Source organism: Caballeronia sp. BCC1704, assembly GCF_902833455.1.
Classification (GTDB): Bacteria; Pseudomonadota; Gammaproteobacteria; order Burkholderiales; family Burkholderiaceae; genus Caballeronia.
Map to the genome: position 1 here is coordinate 61,179 of NZ_CADFFT010000004.1, position 15,275 is coordinate 76,453.

Below are 15,275 nucleotides of genomic sequence, written 5' to 3' on the forward strand. Positions count from 1 at the left end.
TCGCGCTCTCGGGACTTCGAGCACTCGGCTAACTGCGGCATGCAGCACTAGACGACTGACACGAAACAATTCGAACCAGCCGCGCGCTGCCGGACGCACAAAACAAAAAGCCCCACAAGTCTTCCGACTTGCGGGGCTTTTCTCCTACCACTGGCGGAGACGGAGGGATTCGAACCCTCGATCCAGTTTTTAGCCAGATGCTCCCTTAGCAGGGGAGTGCCTTCGACCTCTCGGCCACGTCTCCCAAACTTTTCGTTGCACCGGGAGTGCAGTGCAACGAGATCGAGATAATAGCCTGTTCAGCCGCAGCGGTCAAATTCGCATGACGATTTTTTCCAATCGATCAAATTCGAATCTCGCCGACAGCCGAACCGCAACAGTGCCAAGAGTACGAAGCCGCCTGCCCAGCCGCTCGGCCGCTCAGCCGCGATCCAGCTCGAACGCCTTGTGCAGCGCGCGAACGGCAAGCTCGGTGTACTTCTCGTCGATCAGCACGGAAATCTTGATTTCGGACGTCGAGATCATCTGGATGTTGATGCCCTCTTCCGACAACGTGCGGAACATCGTGCTCGCAATGCCCACGTGCGAGCGCATGCCCACGCCCACGACCGACACCTTCGACACCTTCGGATCACCCAGCACGGTTTCCGCGTTCACGTGGCCCTTTACCTGGCCGTTCAGGATCTCAAGCGCGCGCTGATAGTCGCCGCGGCCGACCGTGAACGTGAAGTCGGTCTTGCCGTTCACGCTCTGGTTCTGAATGATCATGTCGATGTCGATGTTCGCATCGGCCACCGGACCGAGAATCTGATACGCGACGCCCGGCTTGTCGGGCACGCCCATGACCGCGATGCGCGCTTCGTCGCGCTGGAACGCGATGCCGGAGATAACTGCCTTTTCCATGTTCTCGTCTTCTTCAAAAGTAATCAGGGTGCCCGAGTGCATCTCGGCCTCGAGCGGCATGAGCGGATCGGTCAGGCTGGACAGCACCCGCGTCTTCACCTGGTACTTGCCGGCGAATTCCACCGAGCGGATCTGCAGGACCTTCGAGCCCAGGCTCGCCATTTCCAGCATCTCCTCGAAGGTCACGCGATCCAGCCGGCGCGCTTCTTCGACGACGCGCGGGTCGGTCGTGTAGACGCCGTCGACGTCGGTATAGATCAGGCACTCGTCGGCCTTCAGCGCCGCCGCGATCGCGACCGCCGACGTGTCCGAGCCGCCGCGCCCGAGCGTGGCGATATGGCCTTCCGGATCGACGCCCTGAAAGCCCGTGATGACCACGACCTTGCCCGCGTCGAGGTCTTTCAGCACGCGTTCGCCGTCGATTTCGCTGATGCGCGCTTTCGTGAACGCGCTGTCCGTCTTAATCGGCACCTGCCAGCCGGCATAGCTCACGGCGTCGAGGCCTTCGGCGTGCAGCGCGATGGCGAGGAGTCCCACGCTCACCTGCTCGCCCGTGGAGGCAATCATGTCGAGTTCGCGCGGGTCCGGATTCGCCGTGATGTCTTTTGCAAGACCGAGCAGGCGGTTGGTTTCGCCGGACATCGCCGAGGGCACGACGACCATTCGGTGGCCGGCCTTATGCCATTTGGCGACGCGCTTGGCGACGTTCTTGATGCGCTCGACCGAGCCCATCGAAGTGCCGCCGTATTTGTGTACGATGAGTGCCATTGTCGTTTTGAACTGAAGGGAAAACCGCGCTGACGCGCTCGAAGCGTGCTGCTCGTGTTGCTATGGCGTTGCGCTCGACGGCTTCGCGGATAGGGAAAGCCAGCAACGATACGCGCGTGCCGCCGCATGCCCGCCTGGGGAGTCGCACTCGTAGAGTGACTAATGCGCGCAAGGGGGCGCAAGCGGCGCATCACGGGCGAAATTCGCGTCTTTTGAACGGAGATGCCGCGCAAAGCGCGTGGCGGGCAAACGAGTTACGGTACCCGATCGAGGCCGAAATTTCAAGATTGGACGGCGGCGCGCCCTATTTTACCGGCTTCCTGCAGCACGCCTTGATGGCGCGCGTCAGTCAGGCCAGCAGCAAATCCGGCCGCCAGACGATGCGGCGCAACGGCGCATTCGCCGTCTCCGGCGCCACTTCGCGATTCACGCCGACGAGCGGCACGAAGAGAAGCGCATCGCGAATGAAAAGCAGCGGCACGTCGCGCTTCCACGCCGGCACGCCGCGCTCCTGGAACAGGTTCTTGAGCGTGCGGCTCGGTGCATCGGCGAAAAGGCGCATGCGCTCGCCGCCGGCACGCGAGCGCGCGACGATGGGCGCCGCGCGCAATAACCCCTCCGCGACGACATCGACACCGGGCAGCGCGGCGGGCTCGAACACGAACGAGCCGCGCCACTGCGGCAGCCGCCAGACCTCGTCGCCCTGCCAGTGCAATTCGCTCGGCGCCTTCGGCACTGCCGCGCCCTGATCGAGGTCAGGCGCATCCGCGCTGTCGCCGGTTTCCCAGAAGAGCGCATTGCGATACACGCGCAGACACCGCCCCGCATGATCGACGCGCAACGCATGACCGTCGCGCGCGTTCGCCGCATGCCGAAGCTGGCGCAGCATATCCGCGACGCGCGCCGTCGATGCAGCCGGCAAGTCGCGCGTGCGCATCCAGTAGCGCAGCACATTGACGGCGCGTTCGTCGTCGAGCGCGAGCAGCGCGTCGAGTGCGAGCGCGCCCTCCTCTTCGCTCTGCGCGGTGTCCATGTCGAGACGCGCCAGATCGTCGAGCAGCCGCTGCGCCGATGCCGCATGCGACGCCGTGCGCGCGAGCGCATCGCGAAAGCCGGGGAAATGCACGGCGAGCACCGGCAGCACGTCGTGGCGCAACGCGTTGCGCGCGTAGCGGGTATCGGCGTTCGATTCGTCGTCGATCCAGCTTAAGTCGCGCTCGTGCGCGTACTGCTCGAGTTGCGCCCGCAAGAGCCGCAACAACGGCCGCAGGCGCGGCACGTTCGCGCCGTCGAGCCGCTGCGGCGCCATCGCGGCGAGCCCGGCGACGCCCGCGCCGCGCAACAATTGCAGCAGCACAGTCTCCGCCTGATCGTCGGCGTGATGCGCGATCAAGAGCGCCGCCGCGCCGTGCCCGTCGCAGAGTTCGTCGAGCGCGCGATAACGCGCATCGCGCGCGGCCGCTTCGAGGCTCTCGCCGCCCGCGCGCATGACGTCGACATGGCGCGCCGCGTAACGCACGCCGACCGACGCGGCGAACGACTGGCAGTGCGCGGCCCACGCATCGGCGTTCGGACTCAGCCCGTGATGCACATGGAACGCGACGACGCGCGCCGCGCCGAACACGCGCACGGCGGCATCGAGCAAAACGGTGGAATCGAGGCCGCCGCTCAGTGCGACGGCAAGCAGCGAATCAGCGGCGAGTCCGGCATCGGCCACTGCCGCGCGGACCGCCTCGAGCACGAGGCGGCCCGCCGTGGTTTCGCTGTCGGATGTCACGAGAATCGTGAAGAGAAGGAGGAAGAAAACGTTAGGACGGCGCGATCATGCGCCGGGCAGCGATTCCTTGAACTTGCCGTAGGCCATGATCTTGTCGAAGCGGCGATCGCGCAAGTCTTGCATGCTCATGCCCTGGAACTGACGCAGCGAATCCGCGAGCGCGCGGCGCAGGAGCGCGGCCATGCCCTTCGGATCGCGATGCGCGCCGCCGAGCGGCTCGTTCACGATCTTGTCGATGAGTCCGAGCGCCTTCAGCCGATGCGCGGTCAAACCGAGCGCCTCGGCCGCTTCGGGCGCCTTCGCCGCGCTCTTCCACAGAATCGACGCGCAGCCTTCCGGCGAGATGACCGAGTACGTGGAGAATTGCAGCATCATCACCGTGTCCGCGACGGCAATGGCCAGCGCGCCGCCCGAGCCGCCTTCGCCGATGATCGTCGTGATGATCGGCGTCTTGAGCTCGGCCATGACGAACAGATTGCGGCCGATGGCTTCGGACTGCCCGCGCTCTTCCGCGCCGATGCCCGGATACGCGCCCGGCGTATCGACGAACGTGAAGATGGGCATGCTGAACTTTTCGGCCAGGCGCATGAGCCGCTCGGCCTTGCGATAGCCTTCCGGACGCGGCATGCCGAAGTTGCGCAGCGCGCGCTCCTTCGTGTCGCGGCCCTTCTGATGGCCGATCACCATGCACGGCTGGCCGTTGAAACGCGCGAAGCCGCCGACGATAGCGAGGTCGTCCGCGAAAGAGCGGTCGCCATGCAGTTCGTGAAAGTCGGTGAACAGTTCGTTCACGTAGTCGAGCGTGTACGGACGCTGCGGATGACGCGCGATTTGCGACACCTGCCACGGCGACAGGTTGGCGTACAAATCCTTGGTGAGCTGCTGGCTCTTCTTCGACAGCCGCTCGATTTCTTCCGAGATGTCGACAGCGGAATCGTCCTGAACGAAGCGGAGTTCTTCGATCTTCGCTTCGAGTTCAGCGATCGGCTGCTCGAAATCCAGAAACGTGGTCTTCATGTGTTCGAGTCCTTGAACAACGGGCAGGGGCGCAAGGGCGTCTATTCTAACCGCCTCCGTCCCTGTTAAAAACGCGCGGGAACTATCAATTATAAATCAACGATAGCCCGGCAAATGCGCTTGCGAATCAGTGGTCTGCGGGAACCGGGTTCAGGCTGCGCCACATGTACCACGTCGCGACGGTTCGCCACGGCTCCCAGTTAGCCGCGACCTCCCGCGCTTCGCTGCGCGTGACCGGCTCGCCGCTGAAGTAATTCACGCTGATCGCCTGAATGAGGCCGAGGTCGTCGAGCGGCAGCACGTTCGGGCGCGACAGGTTGAAGATGAGGAACATCTCCGCCGTCCATCGGCCGATGCCGCGAATCTGCGTGAGCTCGGCGATCACGGCTTCGTCGTCCATCGACGCCCACGTATCCACGTGCAGCGCCCCCGAGACGAAGTGCTGCGCGAGATCCAGGATGTACTCGGTCTTGCGCTTCGAGAGGCCGCACGCTTGCAGCTTCTCCGCGCCGAGCGCGATGAAATCCGCCGGCAGGATGGTCGGACACGCGGTCTTCACGCGCTCCCAGATGGCTTGCGCGGCCTTCACCGAAATCTGCTGTCCGGCAACCGAACGCGCGAGCGTCGAGAACGGATCGCCGAGATTGACGAGGTGCATCTGCCCGAACTTCGGGATCAGCTTCTTGAGAATGCGGTCGCGCTTCATGAGATCGGCGCAGGCTTTGTCCCAGTAATCGGGACGCTCGATCTCGCGCGTGAGGCCGCCCACTTGCGCGGGCACGGCGGCATCGGCCGTGACCACGCGCGACTTGCGCACGACTTCACCTGGCTCCTTGTCCGCGACGAGCGATTGCGCGTTCGCGGCATCGCTCGCGGATGCGCGGCCGTTGCCCTTCGCGCGCGGCGCGGGCGCGGGCACGATGTCGGTCTTCGACGTTCGCGCGGAGACATCGTCGCCGTTGACGCGGCGCGCGCCGTTCACGTGCGCGCCTGGCGTGTCCTTCGATGCCCGCTTGAGCGCGGTCTTGCGCGGCGCTGCGGTAGAGGCACTCTCTGTCTGCGTGCTTGCGTTCAATTGCGCACCGCGCGTCCGCTTCGTTGCGGGCGACGCGGCACTTCCTGACGCGGGTCGTTTGACCGGCGTCTTCCTGGCCGTTGCCATCTTGCCTCCTGCCTGGCGAGTCGATCAGAGGGTTCGAAGGGTCGCGCTCAAACGCGACGCCATTCGGTCGACCCACCCGGTTTGTCTTCAAGCGCAATCCCGGCTTCGAGCAACTGGGCGCGAATCCGGTCTGCTTCGGCATAGTTCTTCGCCTGCTTCGCGGCGATGCGCTCGGCGATCTTCGCTTCAATCTCTTGCGGCGAGAGGCCCTCTGCGGCAGCGGTACCGCCTGCTTGCTGCAGGAAGGCGCGCGGCTCGCGGCCGAAGAAACCGAGCACCTGGCCCAGGCCCTTCAACTGGCGCGCGAGCGCGGCATCGCGCGTGCGGTTCACTTCGCTTGCGAGATCGAACAGCACGGACACGGCCACCGGCGTGTTGAAGTCGTCGTTCATCGCAGACTGGAAACGCTGCGCGTTCGCCTCGTCCCAGTCAAGTTGCTGATTGTCCGGCTCGACATCCTTCAACGCCGTATATAGACGCGTCAGTGCGTTCCTTGCATCGTCGAGATGCACGTCGCTGTAGTTCAGCGGCGACCGATAGTGTGCCCGCGCAATAAAGAAGCGCACCACTTCGGCATCGAATTTTTCGAGCACTTCGCGAATCGTGAAGAAGTTGCCGAGCGACTTCGACATCTTCTCGCTGTCGATCTGCACGAAGCCGTTATGCATCCAGTAGTTCACGAAGGTCTGGCCGGTCGCGCCTTCGCTTTGCGCGATCTCGTTCTCGTGATGCGGGAACTGCAAGTCCTGCCCGCCGCCGTGAATGTCGAAGTGTTCGCCGAGCAGTTTGCACGCCATGGCCGAACATTCGATATGCCAGCCCGGACGGCCGCGTCCCCACTTCGAGTCCCAGCCCGAGTCCGCGGGCTCGCCTTCCTTCGCGCGCTTCCACAACACGAAGTCGAGCGGATCTTCCTTCGCGTCGTTGGCCGCGACGCGCTCGCCTGCGCGCAAGTCTTCGAGCGACTTGCCCGACAGCTTGCCGTAGCCCGCGAACTTGCGCACCGCGTAGTTCACGTCGCCGTCCTTCGCGTGATACGCGTAGCCGTTCGCTTCCAACGCATCGATCAAGCCGAGCATCTGCGGGATGAAGTCGGTGGCGCGCGGCTCGATGTCCGGGCGCGCGACGCCGAGCGCGGCGGCGTCTTCGTGCATCGCCGTGATGAAGCGCTGCGTGAGCGACTTGATCGGCTCGTTGTTCTCGACCGCGCGACGGATGATCTTGTCGTCGATGTCCGTGATGTTCTGAACGTGCGTGACCTTGTAGCCGAGCGTGCGCAGCCACCGCTGCACGACATCGAACACCACCATCACGCGCGCATGACCGATATGACAATAGTCATAGACCGTCATTCCGCAGACGTACATGCGTACCTCGCCGGGGCGAAGCGGCGTGAAGGGTTGCTTGTCACGCGCGAGCGTGTTGTAGATGCGCAGCGAATTCATAGAGGACAGTGCGTGAGCCGGAACCAACCGTGCGTGGAGTCGCAAACGGCGTGCTCGATCTTGCGGGGCGAAGAAGACGCACACGCGAGCGCGAACACGACGGTCATGCGACCAGGACGGAGACGGCCACGAGTGGCGAAGACAGTCCGATGTCGGCAGCGCGTGAGCACGAGCGTATGTCGTGTGCAAGACGCGTGCGCGGAACGTCCGGACCTTTTGTTAGAATGGGTCGGAGTATAACACCCGGATTTGAGCCCATGAAACCTCCAGGCGGCCGCGCGGCGGGCAATGTAACGCGTGCTTCGTGCTTCGCTTTCGGCCCCGCCGTTCATGGTGTTTCGCGCGTCGCCCGGCAGTCGCTTTCCGAATCGTTCACAGCCGAGCTTCCGGGTTCTTCGCTTTCTTCCCGCCTCCTTCCTTGACCCATATTCAAGTGACTCACGCCCACGCGCGCATGCCTCTGCAATTCTCTCGCCGGCCCGCGGCCGATCGCTTCCTTTTCCGTTTCCGCTCACGCTTTGCCGCGACGCTTGCGCGCACCGCCGCTGTCGCCGTCTTCGGCGTCGCCGCATGCTTCGGCTGGTCGAGCGCGGCGCTCGCGCAGGTATCGACGGCCACGGCGGACGATACGCCGCAGATCGACGCTTCCATCGCCAACAAGGACTGGAACGCCGCGCTCACGCAACTGGACGCACGCCTGGCCACGCATCCGCGCGACGTGCAGGCGAAGTTCAAGCGCGCGACGGTGCTGGCCCGTCTGAATCGCGACGATGAAGCCATCACCGCGTTCACCGAGCTCACGCAGGCTTACCCCGAGTTGCCCGAGCCGTACAACAATCTCGCGGCGCTGTACGCGAAGAAAGGCCGCTACGAAGATGCGCGCGTCGCGCTGGAAACGGCCGTGAAAGCGAATCCCGGCTATGCCCTCGCCTACGACAATCTCGGCGATCTGTATTTGCGGCTCGCGAGCGAATCGTATAAACGCGCGCAGTCGCTCGGCTCGACGAGCCCGGTCACGCGCCAGCGCGTGACCGCCATCCAGAACATCATCACGCCGCCGCCGAGAAAGCGCGGAGCGGCTGCGGCTTCCGGCGCGCAGGCGGCGTCGGCGCCGCGCGCGGCATCGGATTTGTGGACGCCCGCGCCGGGCTCCGATTTCACCACGATGCCCTCGCCCGACAGCTACTCGCCGTTCGGCGGACCGAGCGGCCCGCTGCCCACGTCGCCTTATGTCGCGCCCGACGGGCAGCCGTAACGAGAGAACCCGCGCGCGCAGGCGGTAAGCTGTCGACCTGCGCCGCGCGATTGCACGACGCTTTGCATCCATAATCGAGGATTGGACCTTCATGAAATTGCTGATGTTGGCGCTGTCCGGCGCCGCCCTGATCGCGACAGCCCCCGCCTTTGCTCAGCCCGCGCAGGCCGCGCATCCGAACGTGCTCTTCAAGACGTCGCAAGGCGACATCCGCGTCGAGCTGTATCCGGAGAAGGCGCCCAAGACGGTCGAGAACTTTCTTGCCTACGTGAAGTCCGGTCAATACAGCGGCACGATCTTTCATCGCGTGATTCCCGGCTTCATGATTCAGGGCGGCGGCTATAGCACGAGCTTTGCTGAGAAGCCCACGCGCGCGCCGATTCCGCTCGAAAGCCGTAACGGCCTGAAGAACGCGACCGGCACCATCGCGATGGCGCGCACGAGCGATCCGAACTCGGCAACGGCGCAGTTCTTCATCAATACGGTCGATAATGCCGGCCTCGACTATCCGAACCCGGACGGCAACGGCTATGCCGTGTTCGGCAAAGTGGTCTCGGGCATGGATGTCGTGAAGAAGATCGAAGGCAGCCCGACCACCACGCGCGGGCCGATGGCGGACGTGCCGCAGAAGCCGACCGTCATCGAGTCGGCCACCGTGGTGTCCCAGTAACACGAACACTTGCGGCGGCGCGCGATGGTCGCGCGCCGCGCATTGCGCTCATTCAACACACCGGAGAAAGAACATGGTCGAACTGCATACGAACCACGGCGTCATCAAGATCGAACTCGACGCGGAAAAAGCGCCGAAGACCGTTGAGAACTTCCTCAACTACGTGAAGAAAGGCCACTACGACAACACGGTGTTCCATCGCGTGATCGACGGCTTCATGATTCAGGGCGGCGGCTTCGAGCCGGGCATGAAGCAGAAGCCGACCGACGCGCCGATCCAGAACGAAGCCAACAACGGCCTCACGAACGACACCGGCACGGTCGCGATGGCGCGCACCAACGATCCGCACTCGGCCACCGCGCAGTTCTTCATCAACGTGAAGGACAACGACTTCCTGAACCACTCGTCGCCGACGCCGCAAGGCTGGGGCTATACCGTGTTCGGCCGCGTCGTCGAAGGTCTGGATGTCGTCGAGAAGATCAAGAAGGTCAAGACGGGCTCGAAGGGCTTCCACCAGGACGTGCCGGTCGATGACGTGATCATCGAGAAGGCCGTGGTGGTCTGACCGTTCATCGCATGATCGATACGAAGTCTTTCGGTCGCGAAGCGAAACACGAAGCAGCGGGCAGCGCGCACGTCGCGCGTCCGCTGTTTTTCATTTCGGACCTGCACCTGAGCGAGGCGATACCGAAGACGGTCGCCGCGTTCGAGCATTTCATCGAAGTCACGGCCAGCGAGGCGGACTCCGTTTTCATTCTCGGCGACCTGTTCGAGTTCTGGGTCGGCGACGACGTGCTCGATCCCGCCGTCGACCACGAGCGCGCACGCTTCGCGCGGCGCATGACGAAGCTCATGCACACGCTCTCGGAGCGCGGCATCGGGCTCTTTGTGATGCACGGCAATCGCGACTTTCTGCTCGGCAAGCGCTTCATGCGCGAAGCCGGCGCCATGCTGCTGCCCGATCCGTACGCGATGACCGCGTTCGGCACGCGCATCGTGCTCGCGCACGGCGACGCGCTGTGCACCGCGGATCGCGCGTATCAGTACTTTCGCCGCTTCGCGCGCAACTCCTACGCGCAACGCGCTTTTCTTGCGCTGCCGCTGGGCGCGCGGCTCGCCATCGGCGAACGCATGCGAAGCAAGAGCGAAGGCGCGCGCATGAACGGCGTATCGGCCAAATACGACGTGACGCGCAAGGCCGTGTCGGAGCTCTTCATCCGAAGCCGCACGCATACGCTGATTCACGGCCATACGCACCGTCCGGCGATGCATCGCGAAGTGGAAGGCGTGCGCTGGGTGCTGCCCGATTGGGAACTGGATATCGACGCGCCGCGCGGCGGCTATCTACGTCTGGATGCCGGCGGCGTGCGCGCGCTTCCGCTATAAGTGACGTTCGGCGCTGCGCGCCTCGCCTTCGATCACTTTTGAGAGGCGCTTCAGGTCGAGCAGCGCCGCGCCGTCCACGCCGTGCAGCGCCTCGACGCGCGCGCCGAGCCGCTCCAGCGCCGCGACGATCTCGTCGGTGCGCTGCGCCTGCGTCGATGCGTGATCGATCAGGCCGTGAATGGCGAGCGACACCGGATCGTCCGCGTTAGGCGTGATGCCGTACGCGCAGAACGCGGCGCTCGCGTTCTCGCGCGCATCGGGCTTTTTCGCGACGGCCGGCATCACCACGCGCGCCGGATTGCCCACCGCCGTGCCGCCCGCCGGCACCGGCTTCACGACGACCGCGTTCGAACCGATCTTCGCCTGCGCGCCGACGGTGAAGCTGCCGAGCACTTTCGCGCCCGCGCCGACAATCACGCCTTGCTCGAGCGTCGGGTGCCGCTTCGCGCCGCGCGAGAGCGACGTGCCGCCGAGCGTCACGCCCTGATAGATGGTGCAGTCGTCGCCGACGATAGCCGTCTCGCCGATCACCACGCCCATGCCGTGATCGATGAACACGCGCCGCCCGAGCGTCGCGCCCGGATGAATCTCGATGCCGGTCAGAAACCGCGCGATCTGCGACACGAAGCGCCCGAGCCAGCGCCAGCCGCGGTTCCAGCAGCCGTGCGCGAAACGATGCAGGACGATGGCATGCAGGCCCGGATAACACGTGACGACTTCAAAGACGCTGCGAGCGGCGGGATCGCGCTCACGAATGGCGGCGATGTCTTCGCGAAATCGGTCGAACATGGCGGTGGTCTCGGTCGGGGGAAGGATGGCGCTGGATCGCGCCGGGTCGCACTGTGTCACGCTCTGCTTTGCTGAAAACGCGCAAAGCTTATGACGGCGAGCCGTTTTGTGCCGATTGTAGGACGAGCGCGCCGCCGTTGCAGGACGCGCCCGAAGCCCCCGATGACAACGCGGTCGCGCTCACGGCTTACCACGCAGAAGAATATGCTTTGCAATGCCTCGAAGAATGTTCACTTCCTCACGTTCGAGACCGGCTCGCGCAAAAAGACGCCGCACGCGCGACATCAGCTTCTTCGGATTGGCCGGATCGAGGAACGATAGCGCGATCAATGCCTCTTCGAGGTGCGCGTACATGCCTTCGATTTCATCGCTCGGTGCGAGCTGCACCACGGTTTCGCCGGGCGTCGCAACGGGCGCGGCCTGATGAAACGCGAGCCGCAGTTCGTAGGCGAGCACCTGGACCGCCTGCGCGAGATTGAGCGAGCTGTACGCGGGGTTCGCCGGAATATGCGCGAGCGCGCTGCATCGCTCGACATCTGCGTTGGAAAGCCCGGTGCGCTCGTTGCCGAAGACGAGCGCAATGTCGCCGTGATGCGTGAGCTCGCGCGCGCGCTCGCCCACGACACGCGGCGGCATGTGCGGCGGACCGTACTCGCGCGTGCGGGCGGTGAGCGCAACGGACCAGTGCACGCCGACGAGCGCATCCGCGAGCGTATCGACGACATGCGCAGACGCGAGCACGTCGTCCGCGCCGCTCGCCATCGCGATGGCTTCGGGGTCGTTCTTCACGTCGGCGACGCGCGGCGCGACCAGCACGAGGCGCGCGAAGCCCATCGTCTTGAGCGCGCGGGCGGCGGCGCCGACATTGCCCGGATGACTCGGCTCGACGAGGATGAATCGCGTGGACGTGAAGCCACCGGCGGGGAGAGATAGATCGTTGGATTCCAAGGCGCGGTTCGTGCTCTGAGTTGCAGATGGGGTTGCTGATAAGTGCGGAATTAACCCGGTATGTTATCGCCGATTGCCCCGCTCGGCCGCCCTCGCTGCGCGCGGCCGCATTCGGGTAAAATGGCCCCTTCGCGCTTCGTGAACGTCTGCGGGCGCCCCGCTCTTATTCAATTCGTCTTTCGTCGACCTCAGTCGTTGTCGCCAACACTTCTTGCAACCCATCGCCCGCGCACGTGAGTGCAACGCGCGGCGGTCAAAGGATTTCGCTCATGCATCCGATGCTCAACATCGCTGTCAAGGCCGCGCGCCGCGCCGGACAGATCATCAACCGCGCGTCGCTGGACCTGGACCGCCTCCTCGTCAGCAAGAAGCAGCACAACGACTTCGTGACGGAAGTCGACAAGGCGTCGGAAGCGGCCATCATCGAGACGCTGCGCAACGCCTATCCCGATCATTCGATTCTCGCGGAAGAGTCCGGCCAGGACGATCGCGAATCGGACTATCAGTGGATCATCGATCCGCTCGACGGCACCACCAACTTCATCCACGGCTTCCAGTACTACTGCGTGTCGATCGCGCTCGCACACAAGGGCACGGTCACGCAAGCCGTCGTCTACGATCCGACGCGCAACGATCTGTTCACCGCCTCGCGCGGCGGCGGCGCGTATCTGAACGAGCGGCGCATTCGCGTCGGCAAGCTAGACCGCCTCTCCGACGCGCTCATCGGCACGGGCTTTCCGTTCCGCGACGGTCAGGGCCTGAACGCCTACACGCGTCTGTTCAGCGAAATGACGATGTCGTGCGCGGGGCTGCGCCGTCCGGGCGCGGCGGCGCTCGATCTCGCGAACGTCGCGGCCGGACGCCTCGACGGCTTCTTCGAGCAGGGCATTCATCCGTGGGACGTCGCCGCGGGCAGCCTGATCGTGACCGAAGCGGGCGGGCTCGTCGGCAACTACACGGGCGAATCGGACTTCCTGTTTCAGAACGAGATCGTCGCCGCGAACCCGAAGGTGTACGCGCAGATGGTCAAGATTCTCGACATGTATTCGCGCACGCGTCTGACGGGCGAATAAGCCGACACGCGCGAAGCAATCGCTTTGCCGGAGCGCGCGCCGCCGCGCTCCGTTTCCATTAGCCTGACGGGCGCGCCGCGTGCTCTGCAATGAACGTCGCGCTCGGCTAGAGTGCAATCTTTTGCTTCGCGTTCAGCGGGGCGCGCTTTCTCCCCTTCATTTTCATTTCCGTTTCAGTTTCCGTTTACGGCGCCACGCGCCCCGGTCGCCCGCACCCATGAAAAAAGGCTTCTATACGATCATCGCCGCGCAGTTCGTCTCGTCGCTGGCGGACAACGCGCTTCTGATCGCCGCCATCGCGATGCTCGCCGTCGTGCGCTCCGCGCCATGGGTCACGCCGCTCTTGCAGATCTTCTTCACCGTTTCGTACGTGGTGCTCGCGCCTTTCGTCGGCGCATTCGCCGATGCCCTGCAAAAGCGCCACGTCATGTTCATCTCGAACGCGCTGAAGGCAGGCGGCTGCGCGCTGATGATCGCGGGCGTGCATCCGATGATCGCGTACGGCGTCGTCGGCCTCGGCGCGGCCGCGTACTCGCCGGCCAAGTACGGCATCCTCACCGAACTGCTGCCGCCGCAAAAGCTGATCGCGGCCAACGCGTGGCTCGAATCGGCGACGGTCGGCTCGACCATCATCGGCACTGTGATCGGCGGCGCGCTCGTGAGTCAGGTCGTCGAACGCTGGGTGTCGCACGCGCATGTGCCGCTCGTCACGAGCGCCGCCCACGCCGCGATGTTCGCCGTGATGCTGATTTACGCATCGGCGGCCGTCATCAACGCGTTCATCCCCGATACCGGCGCGCGTTATCCGAATCTGCTGACGCAGCCGACGCGCCTCGTGCACGACTTTTCGCGCTGCTTCAAGGTCCTGTGGAGCGACAAGCTCGCGCAGATCGCGCTTTGGGTCACGACGCTCCTGTGGGGCGCGGCCGTCACGCTGCAACTGCTCGTGCTGAAGTGGGCCGATGCGAACCTCGGCTTGTCGCTCTCGAAGGCGGCGGTTCTCCAAGGCATCACGGGCGTCGGCATTGCGCTCGGCGCGGCGGCGGCGTCCGCGTGGATCGCGCTGCGGCAGTCGCTGAAGGTGCTGCCGGTCGGCGTGCTGATCGGCGCGGTGGCGATCGCGATGGCGTTCTACAACAAGGACCTCTTTCCGGCGGGCGCGGGCGTGCACGTCGGTCCGTTCTTCGCGCCGGCCTACATTCTGATGGCCTATCCGCTGATGATCGCGCTCGGCGGCTTGTCGGGCTTTTTCATCGTGCCGATGAACGCGATACTGCAACATCGCGGCGCGACGCTGCTTTCGGCGGGCCATTCGATCGCCGTGCAGAATTTCAACCAGAATCTCGCCGTGCTCGCGATGCTCGGCGCGTATGCGCTGCTCCTGACCGAGAAGGTGCCGGTGCAATGGATCATCGTCGTGTTCGGCGTCTTCGTCTGCGGGATGATGGCGCTCGCGATGCGCCGCCATACGCGCAACGAACGGGAAGTGGATCTGGGCGCGCTCGTCGAGGAATGAACCTTGCTTGTCCGTTGAATCCGGCTGCATGCGTCGCCGTCTGACCAAGGGAGGAAACGACGGCGCACGGTTTGAGTCGTAACAGCAGGAACGCGCATCAGCGCAAGAGGCCGCGCGGGCCGGATCATGTCATAGCTCGCGCGCAGCCATTCTCCGGCACGTCAAATAAAGGAGCAATGAAATGGGACTGTTTTCACGTTCGACGCTCGACAGCAAGATCAATGGCGCAGCCGATGTCGGCCAGCGCGCCGTGCGCGGTGCGGGCGATGTCGTCGATTCGGCGACCGACCAGCTGCGCAGCCTGCTCGACGATCTGGAAAGCTCGCTTCAGGGCGCGAAGGATATCGACGCCGACCGCCTGCGCAAGCAACTGCAATCGAAGCTGAAGTTCGCGCGCTCGCAGATGGACGGCGCGAGCTCGGCCATCACCGACAGGCTCGGCGACGCAGCGGGCTACGCGGACGACTTCGTCCATGACAAGCCGTGGCACACGCTCGGCGCGGTCGCGGGTCTCGCGCTGCTCGTCGGCTTTCTGGCGGGACGCTCCTGAAGCATCGCGCCTGCTT

Annotated in this window: 14 protein-coding genes and 1 tRNA gene; 7 read left to right on the top strand and 8 right to left on the bottom strand. The window is 64.6% G+C overall.

Features of this window, described 5'->3' with window-relative positions; translation table 11 throughout:
* Nucleotides 1-151: 151 nt before the first annotated feature.
* The 6 genes from HWX53_RS20005 to cysS all read right to left on the bottom strand — a co-directional run bounded on the left by HWX53_RS20005 (nt 152) and on the right by cysS (nt 7,072).
* Nucleotides 152-244 (bottom strand) — tRNA-Ser (locus tag HWX53_RS20005).
* Nucleotides 245-420: 176 nt separating this feature from the next.
* Nucleotides 421-1,671 (bottom strand): aspartate kinase, encoded by a 1,251-nt coding sequence (locus HWX53_RS20010; RefSeq protein ID WP_175944160.1) that lies wholly within the window; start codon nt 1,669-1,671, stop codon nt 421-423.
* A 349-nt stretch (nt 1,672-2,020) separates the two neighbouring features.
* Nucleotides 2,021-3,448, bottom strand: coding sequence for a tRNA lysidine(34) synthetase TilS (gene tilS / locus HWX53_RS20015; RefSeq protein WP_175944162.1), 1,428 nt, complete (start codon nt 3,446-3,448; stop codon nt 2,021-2,023).
* 45 nt (nt 3,449-3,493) lie between these two features.
* The gene (locus tag HWX53_RS20020) at nt 3,494-4,465 is read right to left on the bottom strand and encodes an acetyl-CoA carboxylase carboxyltransferase subunit alpha (protein WP_175944164.1); all 972 of its coding nucleotides are present in this window, start codon (nt 4,463-4,465) and stop codon (nt 3,494-3,496) included.
* A 127-nt stretch (nt 4,466-4,592) separates the two neighbouring features.
* Nucleotides 4,593-5,627 (bottom strand): DNA-3-methyladenine glycosylase, encoded by a 1,035-nt coding sequence (locus tag HWX53_RS20025; protein WP_175944167.1) that lies wholly within the window; start codon nt 5,625-5,627, stop codon nt 4,593-4,595.
* Nucleotides 5,628-5,674: 47 nt separating this feature from the next.
* Nucleotides 5,675-7,072 (bottom strand): cysteine--tRNA ligase, encoded by a 1,398-nt coding sequence (gene cysS, locus HWX53_RS20030; RefSeq protein WP_175944169.1) that lies wholly within the window; start codon nt 7,070-7,072, stop codon nt 5,675-5,677.
* 454 nt (nt 7,073-7,526) lie between these two features.
* On the opposite strand from cysS, the gene HWX53_RS20035 reads away from it, so the two are divergent.
* The 4 genes from HWX53_RS20035 to HWX53_RS20050 all read left to right on the top strand — a co-directional run bounded on the left by HWX53_RS20035 (nt 7,527) and on the right by HWX53_RS20050 (nt 10,383).
* Nucleotides 7,527-8,327 carry a tetratricopeptide repeat protein gene (locus HWX53_RS20035; protein WP_175944171.1) on the top strand — a complete coding sequence of 267 codons (801 nt, stop codon included), beginning with the start codon at nt 7,527-7,529 and terminating at the stop codon, nt 8,325-8,327.
* A 91-nt stretch (nt 8,328-8,418) separates the two neighbouring features.
* Nucleotides 8,419-8,997, top strand: a complete 579-nt coding sequence (locus HWX53_RS20040; RefSeq protein ID WP_175944172.1) for a peptidylprolyl isomerase — start codon at nt 8,419-8,421, stop codon at nt 8,995-8,997.
* Nucleotides 8,998-9,070: 73 nt separating this feature from the next.
* Nucleotides 9,071-9,562, top strand: a complete 492-nt coding sequence (locus HWX53_RS20045) for a peptidylprolyl isomerase (protein WP_175944174.1) — start codon at nt 9,071-9,073, stop codon at nt 9,560-9,562.
* Between the two features lie 11 nt (nt 9,563-9,573).
* Complete coding sequence (locus HWX53_RS20050) at nt 9,574-10,383, top strand: UDP-2,3-diacylglucosamine diphosphatase (protein ID WP_175944176.1); 810 nt, start codon at nt 9,574-9,576, stop codon at nt 10,381-10,383.
* Here the strand turns inward: HWX53_RS20050 and cysE are convergent.
* On the bottom strand, nt 10,378-11,172 hold the full coding sequence (gene cysE, locus HWX53_RS20055) for a serine O-acetyltransferase (RefSeq protein ID WP_175944178.1): 795 nt from the start codon (nt 11,170-11,172) through the stop codon (nt 10,378-10,380). The genes HWX53_RS20050 and cysE overlap by 6 nt on opposite strands.
* A gap of 180 nt (nt 11,173-11,352) precedes the next feature.
* The gene (locus HWX53_RS20060) at nt 11,353-12,120 is read right to left on the bottom strand and encodes an RNA methyltransferase (RefSeq protein WP_241269781.1); all 768 of its coding nucleotides are present in this window, start codon (nt 12,118-12,120) and stop codon (nt 11,353-11,355) included.
* A 269-nt stretch (nt 12,121-12,389) separates the two neighbouring features.
* On the opposite strand from HWX53_RS20060, the gene HWX53_RS20065 reads away from it, so the two are divergent.
* The 3 genes from HWX53_RS20065 (at nt 12,390) to HWX53_RS20075 (ending at nt 15,259) form a co-directional block, all read left to right on the top strand.
* A complete protein-coding gene (locus HWX53_RS20065; RefSeq protein ID WP_175944180.1) occupies nt 12,390-13,193 on the top strand; it encodes an inositol monophosphatase family protein in 804 nt (267 codons plus the stop codon).
* A 217-nt stretch (nt 13,194-13,410) separates the two neighbouring features.
* Nucleotides 13,411-14,709 carry a lysophospholipid transporter LplT gene (gene lplT, locus HWX53_RS20070; RefSeq protein WP_175944182.1) on the top strand — a complete coding sequence of 433 codons (1,299 nt, stop codon included), beginning with the start codon at nt 13,411-13,413 and terminating at the stop codon, nt 14,707-14,709.
* A 181-nt stretch (nt 14,710-14,890) separates the two neighbouring features.
* The gene (locus HWX53_RS20075; protein ID WP_175944184.1) at nt 14,891-15,259 is read left to right on the top strand and encodes a DUF883 family protein; all 369 of its coding nucleotides are present in this window, start codon (nt 14,891-14,893) and stop codon (nt 15,257-15,259) included.
* The last annotated feature ends 16 nt before the right edge of the window (nt 15,260-15,275 follow it).